The organism is Actinophytocola sp. (assembly GCF_049647105.1).
In the GTDB taxonomy this organism is placed as follows: Bacteria; Actinomycetota; Actinomycetes; order Mycobacteriales; family Pseudonocardiaceae; genus Actinophytocola.
This window is the reverse complement of sequence record NZ_JBARWZ010000163.1, coordinates 1-19,149: the sequence shown is the minus strand read 5'-3', so window position 1 is coordinate 19,149 and position 19,149 is coordinate 1. Positions and strand designations below refer to the sequence as shown.

Below are 19,149 nucleotides of genomic sequence, written 5' to 3'. Positions count from 1 at the left end.
GTGCACGAGCTGAGCGACCAACTCGCTCTCCGAGCAGACTTCGACTCCAGCGCCGAGGGCCGACTGGAAGGACGCGCAGCCTCGCGGTGTCGAGAGCAACGTCTCGCACGGTGATTGTCGACGGGGTCAGCGGGGATGGGGAGAGCAAGGTCGCGGGGCTCATCGTCGATGTCCGTTCGTCGCTCGCTCGATGCAGGCCGAGTCGTTCTTGGAACCGATGTTCCGATCCGGGTCGGGAGCCGGATCGAAACACCAGCGATCTAGGGTTGGCCGCTCCCAACAGCAGAGCGGATCGGTCACCGTGCCGCGTACGCCATCGCCCGAGTGGTGGCGATCACTGCCGACTGCGGCGGGAAGTCGCTCAGCGCCTTCAGCGCTCGTTCCCAACGCCAGAGTCCGAGTTGCTCGTCTTCTGGCGACGGCAGAACAATGTTGTCGCCCTCCGGAACTACTGACGCTCCGAGCCGAAGAAGTTCCGCGTGGACCACGTCGCTGAGCGTATGGCGAGGGCCTGTGATGAAGGTCCACCGCTGAGTCTGCGCTCGTTCAATGACCGGGCCGGCAAGCATCCGGATCTGGAGGCCGGCCTGGACGCGGCGGCCGAGGTCGAGAGGCATGGTGACGGCACCGATGAGCCCACCGACAGGCATGAGGATGCGCCGCGTGGCACGGTCGACAGTGGCGGAAAGTCCGAATTCGTCGCGGTAGAAGTCACAGCGATCGTCGGAAGTCGAGTCTGAGCGGGCAATTCGAGTGCGAGTGGTCGACGTTGTCACGGCGAGCCACCTCCTTCGACAGAGCAGGGTGTCAGGCAGCGCGCCTTGCGCTGCCCTGCGGAGACGTGCTGCGGGACACCAGCCGGTGGCAGTTCCGACCTGCCACCGGCGCGAGGTGCCGGGGGCTGCGTGACCGGGCGACGGGACGCTCGACACCCTGGGAGGCGAGGGTGACGCCCGTCGCCGGCGGCGCCTCGGGGCGTGGACTCGGTGGTACGTGCGCATGACAGCGTCGGACTCGACGCCGCTCGCCCAGGTACCACCATCCGGCACCGACTCCGGCCACGCAGCCCACCATGAGAAGGAGCGCCGCTGCGATCGCCAACCCAGGCCCCCACGACGTCTCAGCAGGGGCTTGTACGGCACTGGGGGCGACTGCGGGAATCGCAGCGGCGATGTTAATTTGTGTACTCATCGCGATGCGCTCCTTCTTGACCTGGGATTTTGGTGAGCGTGCGTAACAATGATAACCTGTGTACACAGGTTAATGTCCTATCAATCGGGTGAATCGCGAACACGCTCCGCAACCAGACACGCTGTGGATGTGAGGGAGTCCGTGACACAACCGCGCCGGGAGTTGCCACCGGCAGTAATGAAGGTCGTCCTCGGCAACCAGCTCGCGAGGCTCCGCGATGCCACTGACGTTACGCAGGAACGGGCAGCGGAAGTCCTCGGATGTACACAGCAGAAGATCGCCCACATCGAAGGTGGAAGCGGGATTCAGCTGACCGAGCTGAACGCCTTGCTCGACCTCTACAACGCTAATGAGGCCGACCGGGACTACACCCGAGACCTTCAAGCCGAGAGTAAGCATCGGACGAAGCGCGGAGCGTTCAGCACCAGGTTCCGGCAGTACCTCCGGCTGCTCGTCGACATGGAACCGAGCTGTAACCGGTACTGCGCGTACCAGGCGCTGGTTGTCCCGGGGCTACTGCAGACCGAGGACTACGCGCGCACGAACGCACGGGCCTGGCGGCCCTCGCTGTCGGCCAAGGAAATCGACAAGTACGCCGCCGACCGCATCGCCCGGCAGACCGTGCTGGACAACTTCGACCAGCAGTTCTGGTTCATCATCGACGAGGCGGCCCTGCGCCGGACAGAGGGCGGTCCGGTCATGAAGGCCCAGATCACGCAGCTCGTCGAGACCATCGACCGGCCCAACGTCGAGCTCCAGATCGTGCCCTTCAGCGTCGGCTACTACATGGGGCAAGGGCACGACTACACGATCTTCGGCTATGACACGAAGCCGACGGTTGACATCATCTACCTGGAGCAGCATGACGGCGGGGAGTACGTCGACAACAGCAAGAGGACCGCGCGGTACCTGACCCTGTGGGACCACCAAAAGGCGGCGGCCAGCGGGCCCGAGCAGACTCGTCGGACCTTGTTGGAAATCGCGACGTCGTTGTAGCTGACCTTTGGCTTCAGACCGGAACGGCAACGAGGAAGAAGATGAAGATCCAGGACATGAACAAGGGCCACCTCGACACCAACTTCACTGAATGGCACAAGTCGCCTCTGAGCAACCCTCCTGACAACCAGTGCGTCGAGGTGTCGTTCAGCAGTAACGCCGTGGGGCTGCGGGACAGCGACAACCCGGACGGATTCGTGCTGGTCTTCGACCACGGAGAGTGGGAGGCGTTCGTCGGTGGCGTCGCACGCGGGAGCTTCAATCTGCCGAAGATCCAGTAGTGCGCGCGGGCGGTGATCCCATCGCCGCCCGCAAGCCAGCGCCCGGTGGTCTTCAGTCACGGTCGTCGACATCCCTGAGTCTGCGCTGGTAGCGGCCACGATTGATCGAACCCCGACGGCTGACGAGGGTCTACCGCCCAGGAACCGTCCGCTGCCCGTCCATACCGCATCCAGCATCGCGCACGGACACGCCAGCTCCTACCCTCGTCGAGTAAGAGGACCGCCAGGTCGACCGGAGGAGGATGCGGTGGGGACACGTCGAATGTCGACGACGAAGCATCCTCCGAACACGCGGCTGAGGTGGCAACGGCTCCAGCGCGGCTGGAGTCATCAGGAAGTCGTCGATCAGATCAAGCGGAGCATGACGCAGGCTGGTGAAGTTGAGCCCGGTCTGAACGCTGACATGGTTGGACGATGGGAAACGGGCGGTCGTAAGCCCGACCCGCGGTACAAGAAGCATCTCGTGTTGGTCTTCGGGCAACCGGCCAGTGAACTCGGTCTGCTCTCCGCTGAGGAGCTGGTGCTTTGCCCCGCGGATCTGGTTGCCCCTGCGCCCAAGGACAACGTCCTCATGGACGAGCAACAACTCATCGACGCCGTGGCGAAGAAGGTGATGCTAGTGCTGCTGGGCGGCAACGCTGAGTTCAGTCGGCCCGTGTTCTTGAAGGGCCTGCTCGGGGCGAGTCTCGCAACGCTGTTCTCGAATGGCATCGCGATCCCCGATGGCACGGAAGCACTGGCTGGTGAACAGCGGACGCGGCTGGACCGCCAGTCCGTCGACGCCTTCGCAGCGATCGCCACCTCCCATCGCGAGATGTACTGGATGACTGCAGCGGCCGAACTCCTGCCGTCCGTAACGGCGCACGTCCACCTCGGCACGGGCATGTTGAAGTCAACCTCGGACGCTGAAGCGCCGCAGTCACGAAAACTGGCATCCGCCGTCGCGGAGTCCGCGCTCCTCGCTTCGCGGCTGTTGTTCTTCGACCTGGCCCAGAGAGATGCAGCCGAACGGTTCTTCCAGCTTGCGGACGATGCGGCGAGCACGTCGCAAGATCACGCTCTGGCAGCTGCCGTGCTGGGCCATCGTGCGTTCGTGCCCGGCTTCGCCGGGCAGCTACAGCCGGCCCGCGACTACCTCTCGGCAGCGCACGCGCACGCGCGCTACGCCGCAGGCCCCCAGCTGCGCTCTTGGTTGCACTGCGTCGACGCCGAGGTGTCCGCTCGCAGTGGACAGTCGAAAGCGAGCCTTACTCGTATCCGCTCTGCCGAGGATGCGCTCGTGACAGCCGGAACCGACCCCGTGTGGCTCGACTTCTTCGATTCCTCACGGCTCGAGGGCTTCGCTGGCAACACCCTGCTGCTGGCTGGCCGAAACCGCGAGGCAGCAGCCCGGCTTCAGAACGCGCTGGACAACCTCGCCGAAACCGCGACGAAGCAGAAGGCGGTCCTGTTGTTCGACCTCGCTGTGGCACATGCACCCACCGATGCCGAACATGCTGTCGCCACCGTTCGACAGGCGTGCGACCTGATTGGTCAGGCCCCATACAGCACAGCACTGCAACGGGTACCCGACGTTCGAGCAGCTCTCAGCGCCACACCCTATGTTGGCGAGCTGGACGAACGAGTACGGGCGCTGAGCGGTCCCGTTCGCGAGGCTTGATCAGCTGTACCCGGCGTTGTGGGCGGCGACGCGAGCAGGTAGTTCGGCCAGGCTGGACAGGTCGAACAGACAGCGCTGCTCGACTTCGGGCATGCGCAGAATGTGTCCCCACGGTCCGCGGCGGACGAGGGCTGTCGATATGCCAGCCTCTTGAGCGGGGCGAACGTCGTTGTCCAGGCGATCGCCGACGTACAGCACCGAGCTCGCAGCGACCCCGGCCTCCTCGATGACCCGGTCGAAGAATCCAGGTGACGGCTTCTCCACGCCCCAGCCGTCGGAGGTACCGATCACGTCGACCGGCAGGTCCAGTGCCTTGAGGATCTCCTCCGCCCGTGCGGTCTGGTTCCCTGCCAGGCCGACCCGAAGGCCCGAATCCTGAAGTTCCCGCAGGCACGGTCGTACGTCGCCGTACAGGTTCTCCTCGGCGAAGGTCTCCGGCTGGCCGGCAGCAGCACGTCGCTCACGTTCCACCGCGAGGTCGAAGCCAGGCTTGAAGACCTGGAATGTCTCCCGGTAGTCCTTGCCCTGAGCGATCACGGCGCCGAAGACGGCGGAGAACGTATGGCGCGGAATTCCGAGCCAGTCGGCCCAGGTCCCGTACTCGCGGGTTTCGTCGATCAAAATCTCGCCGACATCGAAGAAGACCGCTTCGATCCTTGCCACGTGAAGACCCTCCCTGCCCTGCATGACGATGACGCCATGGTGCCTGACGTGGGTGTCCCGATGCTCGGGAGGGCTGTCCTGCGGACGCCCAGCGGACGGGTTGTGGACGGTACCTCGTCCCGACCTTGGCGGGTTGACTAAGTGTCTCGGTCATACACGCATCGGTACAGAAGGTGTTCACATGTCGGATACGCAGTGTGCTCGGCCCCGGCAGTCGCCGCGGCCGACGACCGTGCGTACCGACCACGCCGATCGCGTTGATCCTGGTCAGCGCACAACCGGAGTGTCGTGAACATGGCCATCGAGCTCGGCCACAAAGTCCTCCTTGCGCCATGGCGCCTCGTCGTCGCGGGTCTCGAAGGCCAAACGGCCGACGATCTCAGGACCGCACCGGCCGCGGCGAGGGTCGCCCCCGACCTTGCGGTAGCCAGTTGCCCATCCCAGCGACGACCACGGTGATCACGATGAGCCTGCTGACCACGATGAGCCACCTGACGGCGAAAAACGAGTGGTCAATTGCGGTTGACGACATGCTTCATCAGTTGGTCGATGACGGCTTCGCCTTCCATGTCTGCGGCGAGCGCCTGGATCCCGTGGTACTGGTCGCCTCGTATTACTGGAAGAGCCACGTCGACTTGCTCACCATCACCGGGCCAGACTCCGTAACGGCTGCACGAGCGCTACGGGAACCAGACCTCGACGTGTTCAACCCCGGCAGCGTCATCTGGGCCTACGGCAACGAGGCCGAAACCACACTTCGAGCCCTGCTTAACCTCATACATCCTGACCATCCGGATCATCCTGTGGCAGCGACTGCGCCGCCGCGTCTCATGATCGTGCCTGCCTGGCTGCAGCGTCCCGTGACGTTCAAGGCCGCCGAGTCGTGGAAAGTCGGTAACCGCGCACGTCGGCTGGAAGCCGCACTCGCGAGCGAACTCGTCGCCATGGAAGCAGCCGGGCTGCTGGATGAGGAGTCACGCGGCGGTATGCACTCCACACCTGGATCTGCCGCATGACCATTACCTTGCCGACGCACTTGTGGCCGTCTCGCCAACCACCATCGCGTCCAGCACCCTGCGCAGCAAAGGAGGGATATCGACGCTAAATCCAGGGGTGCCGCCGGTGGCATCGAACCAAAATAACGCCGGCTCATCGTTCTGTGCGGCACGAGCAAATCGACGGCGCCCCTCAATCAATTGCCTTTTCGCTCATTCCAGCTACGTTAGAAGACTTGAAATTGGCCTGGGGTCGGTTTCTTGACTGAGTGCGCGAATCCTGAAATTGCACTATCGCGAAGGGGAAACCTGTGACAGTTCAGATGGATCACGTAGTAGCACCAATCGCATCGACCACAGAGTCGGAGTTCGATCTCGACGTGACCCTGCTGGAGGTGGTGGATCCGGCTCACCTCATCAACATGACCGATGACGGCTGCGGATCGTCCTGCGAGAAGTCGACCTGCATCAGCGCCGCCTGATCGTCACGACATGACCGGACGCCACCACCTCGAACTGCGCGGGGTGGCGTCCGGTCTCCACACCTGCTCTCACGGGAAGGGTTCCTGGTGAAATCGGCTATCCACGGCGGCGCGGGATTCCGCGCCATGGGCGGTGCATTGGTTCGCGCCGTTGCTCATGGCGGCCTGGATCTGCCGCAGTGGCCTAACCCGTCGGGAACTGGTTCATCCGCGGTGGCCGCATGGTTGGACTGGTTGCGCCAGGTGTGGGCCACCGAATCTGTTGGCGATGCCATTGGCCACGCCAGTCCTCGTTTGGCGGAGCAGATACGCACGTTGTGCGCTACGAACAATCCCGGCGAGCGGGAGACGCGGCGGGCGGCGCTGTCCGTCGTCCGCTATCTGGCCCGCATGACCGGTCGGCCGACTCCGAACGGCCTGTTCGCCGGGGTGACCCCAGCGAGTTTCGCCCGTCAAGCCCGCCTGCGGTGGGGTACCGCGCACTGGGCTGTGGCGCGGGGCGAGTCCGGTTGGTTGGCCGATGTCATCAGCGAACTGGAGCGTCGGCCGGAGGTCCTGGCGAATCTGCTCGTGGTCGCGAACAGCACGGTCATGGTGCGTGGTGACCGCCTCGTCGTGCCCTACCGGCCGAGCCTTCGCGACAGGGGTACCGGCGCAGTCGAGGTCTCGTTGCGGCACACCGCCCCAGTAGGCGCTGCATTGGATGCTGCGCGGACACCAATCCGCTTCGAGGACCTGTGTTCCAAGGTCCAGACCGACTTCCCCGTCGCGCTATCAGCGACGGTGACCGCGATGCTCACCAAGCTGGTCGTCCAGGGTGCGCTCGTCACCAGCCTGCATGCACCTAGTACGCAGCCCGACGCCTTGGGTCATATGCTCCGGGAGTTGGAGGCGGCTGGTGAGGCCGCGGCGAAGCAGGCCGCCGCGCTCAGGGAGATCCACACTCTGCTGCAGCGGCACCAGCAAGAGTCCCTGAACGCCAGTCGCGTGGTGCGTGCGGAAGCCGTTGCCCGGATGCATCGTCTTGCCCGGACCGGTCGGCACCCCGTCGCGGTCGACCTGCGGCTGGATGCCGAGGTCGCCCTTCCCCTCGCCGTCGCCCGCGAAGCCGAGCGTGCCGCGATGCTCCTGACACGCTTGAGTCCCTACCCGCACGGCACGCCGCTGTGGGGTGACTATCACCGACGCTTCTACGAGCGCTTCGGCGCCGGCACGCTCGTGCCACTCTTGGAGCTCGTAGCGGACAGCGGGATCGGCTGGCCCGACGGGTACCCCGGTACGTCAGCTGCTCCGCGGCGCCCGCAGCACCCGCGCCGGGACGAGGCTCTGCTGGCTCTGGCCCAGAGTGCGGCGCTCGACAGGCGTGTGGAAGTGGTCCTGGACGAGGCGCTGATCGCCGAACTGGAACCGACGGGCACCGGACCAGTCCGGCTGCCCTCCCATCTGGAGCTGTGCGCCCGCGTGGACGCCACCAGCGTCGAAGCGCTCGGATGTGGCGACTTCCGTATGACGGTCACCTCGGTCTCCCGCGCGGCGGGCGTCGTGACCGGCCGATTCCTGCACCTGCTCACCACGGAAGGGCGGGACGCGCTGACCGGTGCTTTGGTCGACATGCCGCGCGAGGACGATGTGCTGTTCGCGCACCTGTCGTTCCCGCCGCTGGACCCCGCCACAACACACGTCACCAGGACCACGCAGGTGCTGCCGACGGTGATCAGCCTCGCCGAGCACCGCAACACCGCCTCGGTGGACGTCCTGACAGCGGACGATCTCGCTGTCGGCTGCGACAGCCACCGCCTGTACCTCACCGCTCCCGCTTTCGGCAGGAGAGTGGAGGCATGGGGGATGCACGCACTCAATCTCCGCAAGCACACCCCGCCCTTGACCCGCTTGGTAACAGAACTCTGCCGCGCCCAGTGCGCGCAGGTCACCGACTTCGACTGGGGAGCCGCCTCGACGTTGCCTTTTCTGCCGCGGCTGCGCGTCGGTCGCCTCGTGCTGGCCGCGGCGCGCTGGCGGTTGGTTGCCGGCGATTTGCCCGGCCCGAACGCGAGCTGGGAGGCATGGACCAACGCGCTGGCCGACTGGCGAGGCCGCCGTCGCCTGCCTCGCACGGTGTATCTCGCCGACGGGGACTGGCGACTTCCGCTGGACCTCGACGATGACGCACACCAAGTGCTGCTACGCGAGCAACTCGCCACCCACCCGCACGCGGTGCTGGAGGAAGGCCCCGCCGAAGATGCCGCCGGATGGTCCGACGGCCACGCCCACGAGATCGTCGTGCCCCTGGGCGCCCGGCAGCCACAGGCCACGGCGCGATCGCCACGCCCAACACCTCAGCGCGTCGTCCGGCCTGGGGAGCACGGTCTGTCTCCTGGTGCTTCCTCGTTGCTGTTCGCCAAGCTCTACGGCGACCCGCAACGTCAGAACACCGTGCTCGCTGAGCATCTGCCCGCGCTGCTGGCGCAGTGGGGCGAGGACCAGCCTCGATGGTGGTTCCTGCGGTTCCGCGAGGGCGACGAGCACTACCTGCGTCTGCGCATCGCGCTGCCCAACTCTGAACCGGCGGTGTTTGGCGAGGCCGCCGGAAGGGTCAGCGCTTGGACCGACCGACTGCGCCGCCAGGGCTTGCTGCGTGAGGTGGCTTTCGCGACCTCCTACCCGGAGACTGGCCGCTGGGGCTCGGGCACGGCGCTGGCAGCCGCCGAGGCCGTCTTCATCGCCGACTCCTGCTCCGTGCTCACCCAACTCGCCCAGCCCGCGCGCCTTCACCATCACGCCCTGGCCGCAGCGAACTTCGCCGCCATCGCCGTCGCCTTCGCGGGAGGGGCCGAGGCCGGGATGCGGTGGCTGATCGACCACGTCCCGGCGAAGCCTCCCGCCGTTGTACCTCGACCGGTGTTCACCGAGGCACGACATCTGGCCGACCCACGCGAGGACTTCTGTGTCCTACGCAGCGCACCGGGAGCGGCAGCGATCGTCGCGACGTGGGCTGAACGGGCCCAGGCCCTGACCGCCTACCGAGCGCACCTGTCCGGAACCGACGCCCAAGGGGTCGATCCAGACGCCGCCTTGGGTTCGTTGCTGCACACGCACTTCCTGCGGGCCTGTGGCATCGAGCCCGAGGACAAGGCGGTGTGCCTCTACCTGGCCCGGACCGCGGCCCTGACCTTCGCCGCCCGCACGGGAGGACCTCGATGAACGCCGACCTCACCTCGGACACCGCGGTCGAGGTAGCGGTGGAGATCGCCGACCGCCTCGCCCGGCCCGACGACGCCGACTTGCCCAGCGATCAGCCGTGGTGGCATCAGTCCCTCGCCCACGGCGCTGCTGGCGTCGCGCTGCTGCACATCGAGCTGGCGGCGGCCGGGATACGGCCGTTCGACCGTGCCCACGAGTGGCTGGCCGTCGTCGCGGGCAAGCCGGTCACCGCCGGTGCAAGCACCGGCGGGTTCTACGGCGCGCCAGCCGTCGCCCGAGCCCTCGCGGGCGCCGCCGCGGTCCGTCCTGGCGCGTATCGATCCGCCCTCGTGCCCTTGGTCCGGCAGATCGCCGCCGATGCCCATGCCCGCGTCGACAAGGCGCACACGCGCATGGACGCCGGAATGTTGCCGCGGATGGCCGAGTTCGACACGATCCGCGGCCTCGCCGGCCTCGGCGCGTACCTGCTACACCACGACCCCGACGGCACCGCCCTGCGAGGCGTGCTGGGCGCCCTGGCGCGACTCACCCAACCCGTGCTGATCGAGGGAGAGCCGCTGCCAGGGTGGTGGACCCTTACCGGCCCCACGGGTCGCGTGGACGACGAGTTCCCCGGCGGCCACGGTAACTTCGGCCTCGCGCACGGCATCAGCGGTCCGCTGGCACTGCTGGCCCAGACCCTGCGCCGGGGCATCACCGTGGACGGTCAGCGCGAGGCCGTCGAGACGATCTGCACGTGGTTGGACTCCTGGCGTACTGACCGCCCCGGTGGCCATCGCTGGCCCTACATGGTCACCAGGGACGAGGCGCGGTCGAGGCCCGCGCACGTGCGGCACAGCGGCGCCAGCCGACGCCCGAGCTGGTGCTACGGAACAGCCGGCATCGCCCGCGCCCTGCACCTCGCCGCCCTGGCCCTCGGTGATGCCGCTCGCCGCCAGACCGCCGAAGAGGCACTGGTCAGCGCGGTGACCGACCCTACCCAGGATGCGTTGGTCAGCGACGCCTCGCTGTGCCACGGCTACGCCGGACTCGCTCGTATCACCGCCCGCGCAGCCACCGACACGACCGGCTCCGCCGCCGACCGGCTCCAGGCGCTGGCCACCGACATGCTCCACCGCGCCCTCACCGAGCCCGTCCCCGACGACCCAGGCGTGCTGGAGGGCGCCGCCGGGGTCGGCTTGGCCTTACTCGCCGCGGCGAGCGAGCCCGCGACGGCCTGGGACACCTGCCTGCTGATCACCTGACCCGACCGACCGAGAGGAGACTCCGCACCGATGCCGCCGGACGACCACTGGCACCACTACCTGGTCCAGTTCGCCGACCCACCCACCGCCGAGCACACCGCCGCGACCGTGATCGCGCCCGCACTGGACCAAGCTCAGCAGGACGGCGAACTCGACAGGTGGTGGTACCTGCGCAAGACCCCCGCCTGGCGGCTGCGCTACCAACCGACAAACACCGACACCACGGCGGTCGACACGCTGCTGTCCGACCTGACGGACCGTGGACAGGTCACCAGCTGGACTCGCGGCATCTACGAACCGGAGACCCTCGCCTTCGGCGGACCCGCCGGGATGGACATCGCCCACACCCTGTTTCACCACGACAGCCGGCACTGCCTCACCCATACCCACGACGCGGGCTCCACCCCGGCCTTGGGACAGCGCGAAACCACGGTCCTGCTGTTCAGCGCCATGCTGCGCGCCGCCGGCCTGGACTGGTTCGAGCAGGGCGACGTCTGGGCCAGGGTGACAACCCTGCGGCCAGCCACCAACGCCCACACCACCAACGCCGAGCGCACCAACGAGCTGAGCCGGGCCGTCCGGCGGCTGATGACCGCCAACGGGCACCGCGTGCCCGACCTGGTGCCCGAGACATGGTGGGCGGCGTTCGACACCGCCGGACGCCAACTCGCCACGCTCGCCCGCGAAGGGCAGCTTGATCGGGGACTACGCGCGGTTCTGGCGCACCACTTCATCTTCCACGCCAACCGCGCCGGACTCTCCGGCACCGATCAGGCCACGCTCGCCGCGCTGGCCGTCGACGCCGTCTTCCACAACACGCCTACCCGGCAGGCACAAGCCGGGACCACCTCCAACACCGTTAGGGTTCCCGCAATGACGACTACTGTGAGTGACGCCTCCACCGGCTCCGCCGACGAACTGCGCGCCCAGCTCGCCGACCGTCTCGTCAAGGCCGGCACCGTCCGCACCGACGCGGTCGAGGCCGCGTTCCGGCAGGTGCCGCGCCACCTGTTCGTCCCCGGCCTCCCGCTGGCCGAGGCGTACGCCGACGAGCCCGTCTACACCAAGCACGAGGGCGACGGCACCCGCATCAGCGCCGCGTCCCAGCCCAAGATCGTCGCCATGATGCTCGAACAGCTCGCCATCCAGCCCGGCGAACGACTGCTCGAACTCGGCGCGGCCACCGGCTACAACGCCGCCCTAATGGGAACCCTCACCGGCGCAGACGGGCGTGTCACCACGATCGACATCGACGAGGACCTCGTCGACGGTGCCCGCGAGCATCTCGCCGCCGCCGGTATCGACAACGTGGAGGCGGTCGCCGCCGACGGCGCACTTGGCCATCCGGAGACCGCGCCTTTCGACCGCGTCATTGCCACCGTCGGTGCACACGCGGTCCCGGCCGCCTGGCTCGATCAGCTCAAGCCTGACGGACGCCTGGTGGTGCCGGTGCGCCTGCGCGGTTGTGCTTCGCGCAGCATCGTTTTCGAGCGCGACCAGGATGGCTGGAGCAGCCTGGGGAGCGAGATGGCGATCTTTATGCCTCTGCGGGGCCTCGGCGACGACACCCGTCGCGTCCTCGATTTGACCGGCAACGGCATCAACCCTGGCGACGTGACGCTGCAAACCCACAAGGACAACAACCACGCCACCAACCCGGACACCCTCGCCGGAGTCTTCGATACTCCCGCTCGTGAAATGTGGACCGGCGTGCACTTCGTGCCGAGGGAGTCCTTCGAGTGGCTGGACCTGTGGCTCGCCTGCCACCTGCCCAACCCCCTCATGCGCATGGAGGTCGCCCCGGCCGCGAAGGACAGCGGCCTGGTGCGGCCGATGTTCCCCACGGCGGCGATGGCCACCACCGCCGCCGACGGCAGCCTCGCCTACCTCACCATCCGTCCCGCCGAACCCGGCCTCGACGGTGGTCGGCGCTACGAGGTCGGCGTCATCGGCCACGGCCCCAGCGGCCAGGAACTCGCCGACCAGGTCGCAAGCGAAATCACGACCTGGGACAAGGGCTTCCGCTCGTCCACGGTTCGCTTCGCCATCCCAGACGCCGCGCCCCAGCCGGACACCAATCCCGGCCGCGTGGTCCTGGACCGCGCGGCCAAGCCCATGATCGTCACCTGGGAGTGACGGGTCATGGACCCCACCGGCCAGTTCGCCCGTCGCTTCCCGCTCGTCGCCCGCACCCGCCCGGCCTGCCTTCCGCTGGCCGGGCGGGTGGCCGAGCTGTGTGACCGAGCACGTCGGGCCGCACACTCCGGCGATCTCACCGAGGCAGCCGCGGTGCACAACAACGCGGCCCTTATCGCCTCCGACTGCGGCCTGCCCGATCTGGCCCGGCAGTGGTGCCACCAGCAGGCGAACATCTACCTGCGCGCCCGCCCTTTGGGCGCGCAGGTAGCGCGCCTCGCCCTGGAACCGATCACCAATCTGGCCCGCCTCTACATCCGCGAGGGCCAGGGCGAGCGTGCCTTCGCGCTGATGGACACCCTGTTCATTGCGGTCTCCTCCCGCGCCGATGCCGACGTCGATGGCATCGAGATCCCAGCCGACCTCACGGACTCGGTTGAGACGCACCAGCAGATCCGCAGCTGGTTGTGGGCGGTGCTGCTGGCTACCGGCGCCCGTGCTCTTGCTGCTGCGGGCCGCTGGACGGAGGCACGCGCCCGGCTGGACGGCTACAAGGGCATCGGCCGTCGCATGCTCGACGGACGTCAGGTTGCGGTCATCGACCATGCCGTATCCGGAGACACCGACAGCGCCCTTGCTCTCCTCTCCGAAACAACGCCAGGGGAACCCTGGGAGAATGCTGTGACTGCATGCCTGACCATCCAGTGCCACGACGCCTCGGGTAGTGCCGACCTGGCGAACCTCCTGGACCAGTACCACCGCGTCGATACCATTTCCACGCCCGGCTTGGCGGTGTTCCATACGCGGCTCGGTTTGTCGTTCGTCGACGCTATTGGCACCGTCGACGACACACCCGCTCGTCAGATCGTCGTCGATCTGATCGACCGTGCCACCGCTACACGAGACGGATACGCCGCCCGCGACTTACTCGCCCACGATGGCTGCCGCGAAGTGCTCACTGACTCCCGAACACGTGAACTGTCTGGCCTTATCGAAGCGTGCGCTCTCGGCCGCGGCACGCTCCCCGCCACACTGCTGGCAGATCTCACGACAGCGTTAGGCGGTGTCGAAGAGGTTATGGCGCGCAGTATGACCACGATGTCCTGCAGCGCCCAAATTTCCACAAGTCCGTAATGGATGGTCCTGGTCAAAAGCCGTTGCGCCATAACGAACTTGCTCCTTCCTTCGCTATCCTGCTGTACCTACCACACGCTGGTCGACGATGGCATCCACAGTGGCGGCGGGGCTCACATCATCGATGGTAACGCTGGTGACGTCAAGAACGATGAAGGGCTAAAGTTGGAGGGGGTGAGTCGGCTGACCGAATCAGCATTGACGACCGGGACTGAGTCGGGATTGCGCGACGTTGCGTATCTTCACGAGCCTTACTGGGACTTTGGGCATGGCGATTGGATCAAGAGCCTGTTGTTGTTCTTCGACGGGATCGCGCTGCTCGTACCCGACTACATGCATGAACGTCCGCTGTTCACCGATCCCATTTTAGCCCAGCCTCTCGCTGAACAAGAACTGCTGCATCGGCTTAGCCCCGAAGCGCTCGTCGGCCAGGCAACCGCGGAAGCACTAACCGATCTCCTTGACAGGCTCATAAACTCAGGTACATTCGACGATCTCGAACGAGGCACCGCCTTTGCGGAGCTGTCTCACTCACGACTCGGGGGGACTGCTGACGCCGGCCTAACCGAAATCGTCCTCGAACAACTCCGCGACCGCGGTCTTGCACGCCATACCGAAGACGGCGTGTCCATTCCGCTTCACCCTGCCGTACGTGCTTTCGTACTCGTCGTATTGCCGCAACTCCTGCGGATTCCTGCCGAAGCGGCCGGCTACGCGCTGCAGCCCGTCAGTTCGCGATCACAACGTCTCCAAGCTCTACTCGAAACTCTGGACACGCCAGCGCTGCCGACCGCTGGGCACGTCATCTCGCTCGACCTGGAACAGGTCACTCTCGATCTCGCACCTGTAGCTCTCGACGAGGTTCTTGATTTCCGCCGCCAGTATGGCGCGGAGCACCGCACCTATGTACGCGATCTCCGCCATTTCGTTCGCGATCTTGCAACGCTCGACCGCACGGACCGGGAGCAGGCATTTGCGGATCGTCGAGAGGCCCTTGCGGATACAGCAGACCAACTTCGACGTCTCGCCCGAAAGGCATGGCGGCGACCTCTGGCCTCCTTCGGGCTCGGAATCGCAGGTAGCGCTGTATCGTTTGTCTCCGGCAACCTGATCGGTGCCGGACTCGGTGCCGCCAGCGCGCTGCTCGGGCTTCGCCGTCAAGCTGACCCCGCCAGCGCCTACACCTACCTGTTCCGCGCGCAAGACCGTCTCTCCCGAGGTTGAGCGACGACACTTGGTGCCCCAAGACGTTCAGATATGAACGGAAGTGGTGCAAGAATTGGCCGACGTCGTCGGCCGGGGTGTGGGTGGTAAGGATTCGTTGAGCAGCCAGTAGCGGACATTGGAGCTGATGGTTGGACAACACGAAGGGGCCAGGACCGCCCGCCGGGGCGGTCCGATCATGGCCCGCGAGCCAGATGTAAGCCGCCTACCAACGTCCGGCACAGAAACGCGGTGTCCGGCTACGAAGGTACGTGGGGCTGCCTCACGTACCAGAGCGAGGAAGAGTTGCAGTGAAGAAGGTTCGAATTTGGCCAGTCATCGAACTTCTCGCGGCTGCGGCGCTTATCGCAACTTCGATCTTGACGTTTGGATGGGCATCATTGGGCTGGTGGCAGCCCAATGACAAAGATCATGCGCCGGCACTTTCGTCGTTGACCCTATACACGAACAACCCAAAGGCGGTCGTTTCCGCAATTCTCGGCTTCGGACGTGACAACGAGGGCGATGTCACGGCGAATCTGTTGCTAAACCTAGCCGCCTCGGAGGATCCGGCGGGATTTAGATGGGCGCTGGTCGGTAGGGACGATCTAGTCTTCAACGCGGAAATGGAAACTTTGAACGATGATGGCTCCATTGGAGAGCCGGGTCAACTCGTTGAAAGAGAGCTTAAGGAAGTGCCGCCTGCAAAATTGTCGAGGTCTTGCGAGACGGGCACCATGGCATCGAATGATGAGACCATTATCGTCGGCGGTCTTGGCGGCGCTCGCCTGGTTGGCACGAACGGAGTTGAGTCGGTAGATCCAGGGTCAATGGTGACCATTCTCCATTTTCCTCGCCTCCAACCTATGCGGTCTGGCGAGGAGTACAGTCTCTCGCTGGGCTATGTTGGCGCACCTGACGATGGCGATCCGGCGCAACTCGGCCCACTTCTTCTCGAGCGGGTTCCAACGTGCATCGACCTTGGCGGTTCAGACGATGTCGGCAATGCGGGAAGACTAACTACACAGAAGGTGAACTGGTCGATCAATATTCCTCCCGAAGATCCTAGCGATACGTTGATTTCGGCTAATCCGGCGCCAGATCATAGTCGGGCGGCCTCATGGGAGTTCACTGACGGAATTCAGCCTGAGGCAGTCTTTTCTGACAATGGATTGAAGCAAGTTCATCAAGCTGCACTATTTTTCGGAGGTCTTCTTGCTGGGGTTGGAACCAACTATCTCGTTCAGGGGCTCACAGGATTGCGCGCCACACGTCAACGGTTAAAGTGTGCAGTCAGGGAATAGTCGCGCTCACCGTATCGCAAAAGATCGATCTTGCCGCGTTGGAAAAGTCAGGCCTTCCTGTCTGTCGTCAGCCAGTTCTTCCTTTGCTGCCGGGTGGCATGATGCCGCGTTGTCGGGCGGTGTACACCCACCGCTGTACCGTCTTGAGGGGATAGCCCAGTTGCTGCGATATGGAGACGTTGGGTCGTTCTCCGCGCATCATAGCGGCGGCGTAGGCGCGGGCCACTTGCTGGAGGAAGTGGTCGGTTAGACCATCTTTGGGTGGTGAACTCAATCGGTACTCGCTGTCGACCTCTCGGATATGGACTTTCCGGTTCTTGCGGGGAGCGTGGGCGATTTTCGGCAGCCCGCTGTGCTCCCGTTGCTCGGCGCTGGCCTGACTTGCGAAGCTGATTACTACCCAGTTCCGTTCCTCAAGCTGTCGCTTGTAGTTGCCGAACGAGGTGTCGTAGTAGCTGGCCAGCGTTGTGAGATCCGGTGCCGGGAAGCTGATTCGCTTACGCACGGCGCCGACGAGTTCGGTGTTGATGACAGCTTCGATGGCCGAGAGTGGCAGGTCGCGAAGGTCGCTATCGAGGATCGGGGTCTCGCGGTTGGCACTGGCGTCCAGATAGAACTCGGTGATCCGCAGGCGACCGGTTTCGTCCGTGCCCCCGAGCCGCACATACAGCGGGCCGGGCAGGCCAAGGTCGTCGAGGGCGACCCAGCCGCCGTTACCGATGCTGACTCTCACAACGAGTAGGTTACCAAACATCGCGAGTATGTTCGCCGTTGTACTCGCGCACAAGCGGCCGCTACCTTTCCGAGTAGGATGAGTAACCTACTTGGAGGAGCCGATGGCTGAACACACGATCGTGCTGACGTTGCTGGTCAGTGCCGGGCGGACCCCATGAAGATGGAGCCCGTGTCAGAGGTTGATGGCGAACGCGTAACCCGGATCGAGGTCATGCTTGACCAGGCGCTCACTCACGGCGCTGACCATGAAGCCCGGATTCGCCGACTGGAGCGAGCACTCTGGACGGCAGCTGGGTTTGCCGCAGCTGTGGGCGGGTTGGTTGGCGCGGTTGTTGCCAGGCTCATCGGGATGGTGTAGCGCAGGAGCATTCAGTCGACACGGCGTGCTTGCGCGATCATTCCGGGAATATCGGCATACCAATGTTGACTGGACCGGTGTTGTTACGTGCCAATCTGTGCAGCGATGCAAGTTTTCTTGCGAGCGGCGTCGAGGCTCACCTGTAGTCCTTGGACTTCACCGAGCCAGCCGTTTGCGTGGGCTTCGGCGATGCGATCGGTGAGGTTATGGGCGATCTCGACCAGCCGACCACGCTGGGCTGGCGACACGCGTAGCATCGGGCATCGGATGCAGGCGTGTTCGTTCCAGCGTTGGTCGGAGATCACCCGTGGTCGGCGCTTGGGGACCTGCGGGTTGTACCGCAGCTTGCCCTGAGGCCGGAACGGCTCCAGCGGGTTGTGGTGCGCGTTCGGTCGCCGCCCGTTCTTGCGTTCCTGCGGCACCGGGTTGACCAACGGGCCTTCACCCCGCTCGATCCAGAACTCGTAGAAAGCGCGAAGTACTGCGTTGCTGTGCCGCACCGTGCGAGGCTGGTACCGGTCGTCGAGGTATGGCTTGCGGGTGATCGGGTTGACCGTACCCGCGGTGGCCGCTGACTTCGTGCGCGCTAACCGGCGCGGCTTGGTGGTGCGCTGCAACCACAGCACGAACTCACGGATCTCGGCCGAGGTAGCTCGGTCCCACTCCACGTCGATGACGATCAGCCACCGCCACCAGCGCAACAGCGCGTACGAGTAGCTGCGGACACTGCCCGACCGCCGCCCGCGGGCAACGAAATTACGCAGGCACCGCCGGATGGGCTCGACCGGCCGCGTCGAGCACCACGAACGGCACAACGACATCGGGCGTCGGGGCGACCCGCCCCATCGCGGGAGCCGTATCGCGTCGACCTCGCGCTCGTCCCCGGTCTGCAAATCCATGCAGCCACCTCCAACTCGACTGCATGAGTCCTATCGAGCGCAAGCTCGTCACGAGCGTCGACACGCGGGTGTGTCGCGCCGTATTCCGGTCAATATTTCGGCTCATGCCCTGGTCATATACCGGGTGATATGGAACGCCCGACGCGCGGATACGTTGCCACACCTGGGTTTCGGTCCAGTCGTGAATCGGCAGCCAGGTGTCGATGGTGCGCCGGCCGCTGCTGGCGGCCTCGTCGCGGCTCAGTTGCGCCTGCTGGCAACCAGCAATGCTCGCTGGGGACGAATCCTCGCCTACTCACGTCACGCAGAGTGAGACCGATTTGAGGAGACGCACGAGTGGCCTCTCGACGGAGGGTAACTCCGAGGAAGCACTGGGTGAAGTGTTGCAATAGGTTGCGACATGGGTTGATGTAGTACTCAAGGTATAACCGGACGGGCCTTACTGATGAGGTGACGTGAACGAAGACAGCGCAAATTTGCGCAACGCACGCTTTGCAGTTGCGCACATAACTGCGGAGGCGCTGGCCACGGCCGGCGAGAGTACCTATTCAGCTGGGGTGAGTGCTGGTGGTAGCCATGCGCCGGTGGTGAAGAGTTGGTGGAGTGCGTCGAGTTTGTCGAGGCCCCATTTGGTGGCGGTGTCCAGGTAGGACTGGACTATGGCGAA

The 19,149-nt window shown here is 65.4% G+C and carries 15 protein-coding genes and 1 pseudogene; 11 read left to right on the top strand and 5 right to left on the bottom strand.

Going from position 1 to position 19,149, the window contains the following annotated elements:
* Positions 1–296: 296 nt before the first annotated feature.
* Entirely contained in the window at positions 297–776 is a 480-nt protein-coding gene (locus WBA97_RS20460) for a hypothetical protein (protein ID WP_424232477.1), read from the bottom strand.
* 592 nt (positions 777–1,368) lie between these two features.
* On the opposite strand from WBA97_RS20460, the gene WBA97_RS20455 reads away from it, so the two are divergent.
* The 3 genes from WBA97_RS20455 (at position 1,369) to WBA97_RS20445 (ending at position 4,128) form a co-directional block, all read left to right on the top strand.
* On the top strand, positions 1,369–2,187 hold the full coding sequence (locus WBA97_RS20455) for a helix-turn-helix domain-containing protein (RefSeq protein ID WP_424232476.1): 819 nt from the start codon (positions 1,369–1,371) through the stop codon (positions 2,185–2,187).
* A 41-nt stretch (positions 2,188–2,228) separates the two neighbouring features.
* Positions 2,229–2,468, top strand: a complete 240-nt coding sequence (locus WBA97_RS20450; RefSeq protein ID WP_424232475.1) for a DUF397 domain-containing protein — start codon at positions 2,229–2,231, stop codon at positions 2,466–2,468.
* A 262-nt stretch (positions 2,469–2,730) separates the two neighbouring features.
* Positions 2,731–4,128: a helix-turn-helix domain-containing protein gene (locus WBA97_RS20445; RefSeq protein WP_424232474.1), complete on the top strand. Its 1,398-nt coding sequence runs from the start codon at positions 2,731–2,733 to the stop codon at positions 4,126–4,128.
* On the opposite strand, the gene WBA97_RS20440 is transcribed toward WBA97_RS20445, so the two are convergent.
* Positions 4,129–4,791 (bottom strand): HAD family hydrolase, encoded by a 663-nt coding sequence (locus tag WBA97_RS20440; protein WP_424232473.1) that lies wholly within the window; start codon positions 4,789–4,791, stop codon positions 4,129–4,131.
* A 464-nt stretch (positions 4,792–5,255) separates the two neighbouring features.
* Here WBA97_RS20440 and WBA97_RS20435 point away from each other — a divergent pair, with 464 nt between their 5' ends.
* The 8 genes from WBA97_RS20435 to WBA97_RS20400 all read left to right on the top strand — a co-directional run bounded on the left by WBA97_RS20435 (position 5,256) and on the right by WBA97_RS20400 (position 16,490).
* Positions 5,256–5,807, top strand: coding sequence for a hypothetical protein (locus WBA97_RS20435; protein WP_424232472.1), 552 nt, complete (start codon positions 5,256–5,258; stop codon positions 5,805–5,807).
* A 302-nt stretch (positions 5,808–6,109) separates the two neighbouring features.
* On the top strand, positions 6,110–6,268 hold the full coding sequence (locus WBA97_RS20430) for an FxLD family lanthipeptide (protein WP_424232497.1): 159 nt from the start codon (positions 6,110–6,112) through the stop codon (positions 6,266–6,268).
* An 87-nt stretch (positions 6,269–6,355) separates the two neighbouring features.
* On the top strand, positions 6,356–9,469 hold the full coding sequence (locus WBA97_RS20425) for a lantibiotic dehydratase (protein WP_424232471.1): 3,114 nt from the start codon (positions 6,356–6,358) through the stop codon (positions 9,467–9,469).
* Complete coding sequence (locus WBA97_RS20420) at positions 9,466–10,713, top strand: lanthionine synthetase C family protein (protein ID WP_424232470.1); 1,248 nt, start codon at positions 9,466–9,468, stop codon at positions 10,711–10,713. Before WBA97_RS20425 ends, WBA97_RS20420 begins: the two co-directional genes overlap by 4 nt.
* 30 nt (positions 10,714–10,743) lie before the next feature.
* On the top strand, positions 10,744–12,849 hold the full coding sequence (fxlM, locus tag WBA97_RS20415) for a methyltransferase, FxLD system (protein ID WP_424232469.1): 2,106 nt from the start codon (positions 10,744–10,746) through the stop codon (positions 12,847–12,849).
* A 6-nt stretch (positions 12,850–12,855) separates the two neighbouring features.
* Positions 12,856–13,983: a hypothetical protein gene (locus WBA97_RS20410; protein WP_424232468.1), complete on the top strand. Its 1,128-nt coding sequence runs from the start codon at positions 12,856–12,858 to the stop codon at positions 13,981–13,983.
* A 174-nt stretch (positions 13,984–14,157) separates the two neighbouring features.
* On the top strand, positions 14,158–15,207 hold the full coding sequence (locus WBA97_RS20405; protein WP_424232467.1) for a hypothetical protein: 1,050 nt from the start codon (positions 14,158–14,160) through the stop codon (positions 15,205–15,207).
* Positions 15,208–15,497: 290 nt separating this feature from the next.
* Complete coding sequence (locus WBA97_RS20400; protein WP_424232466.1) at positions 15,498–16,490, top strand: hypothetical protein; 993 nt, start codon at positions 15,498–15,500, stop codon at positions 16,488–16,490.
* 67 nt (positions 16,491–16,557) lie between these two features.
* On the opposite strand, the gene WBA97_RS20395 is transcribed toward WBA97_RS20400, so the two are convergent.
* The 3 genes and pseudogenes from WBA97_RS20395 to WBA97_RS20385 all read right to left on the bottom strand — a co-directional run.
* Positions 16,558–17,223 carry a hypothetical protein gene (locus WBA97_RS20395; RefSeq protein WP_424232465.1) on the bottom strand — a complete coding sequence of 222 codons (666 nt, stop codon included), beginning with the start codon at positions 17,221–17,223 and terminating at the stop codon, positions 16,558–16,560.
* Positions 17,224–17,666: 443 nt separating this feature from the next.
* The gene (locus tag WBA97_RS20390) at positions 17,667–18,482 is read right to left on the bottom strand and encodes a hypothetical protein (RefSeq protein ID WP_424232464.1); all 816 of its coding nucleotides are present in this window, start codon (positions 18,480–18,482) and stop codon (positions 17,667–17,669) included.
* A gap of 40 nt (positions 18,483–18,522) precedes the next feature.
* Positions 18,523–18,669 (bottom strand): annotated as a pseudogene (locus WBA97_RS20385) (phosphoadenosine phosphosulfate reductase family protein); the annotation flags it as partial.
* Between the last annotated feature and the right edge of the window lie 480 nt (positions 18,670–19,149).

Bases quoted from the DNA above. Each gene is read 5' to 3' on its own strand.
- WBA97_RS20450 (WP_424232475.1), top strand. From the start codon at position 2,229: ATGAAGATCCAGGACATGAACAAGGGCCACCTCGACACCAACTTCACT.
- WBA97_RS20455 (WP_424232476.1), top strand. From the start codon at position 1,369: ATGAAGGTCGTCCTCGGCAACCAGCTCGCGAGGCTCCGCGATGCCACT.
- WBA97_RS20435 (WP_424232472.1), top strand. From the start codon at position 5,256: ATGAGCCTGCTGACCACGATGAGCCACCTGACGGCGAAAAACGAGTGG.
- WBA97_RS20430 (WP_424232497.1), top strand. From the start codon at position 6,110: ATGGATCACGTAGTAGCACCAATCGCATCGACCACAGAGTCGGAGTTC.
- WBA97_RS20445 (WP_424232474.1), top strand. From the start codon at position 2,731: ATGTCGACGACGAAGCATCCTCCGAACACGCGGCTGAGGTGGCAACGG.
- WBA97_RS20420 (WP_424232470.1), top strand. From the start codon at position 9,466: ATGAACGCCGACCTCACCTCGGACACCGCGGTCGAGGTAGCGGTGGAG.
- WBA97_RS20410 (WP_424232468.1), top strand. From the start codon at position 12,856: ATGGACCCCACCGGCCAGTTCGCCCGTCGCTTCCCGCTCGTCGCCCGC.
- WBA97_RS20390 (WP_424232464.1), bottom strand. From the start codon at position 18,482: ATGGATTTGCAGACCGGGGACGAGCGCGAGGTCGACGCGATACGGCTC.
- fxlM (WP_424232469.1), top strand. From the start codon at position 10,744: ATGCCGCCGGACGACCACTGGCACCACTACCTGGTCCAGTTCGCCGAC.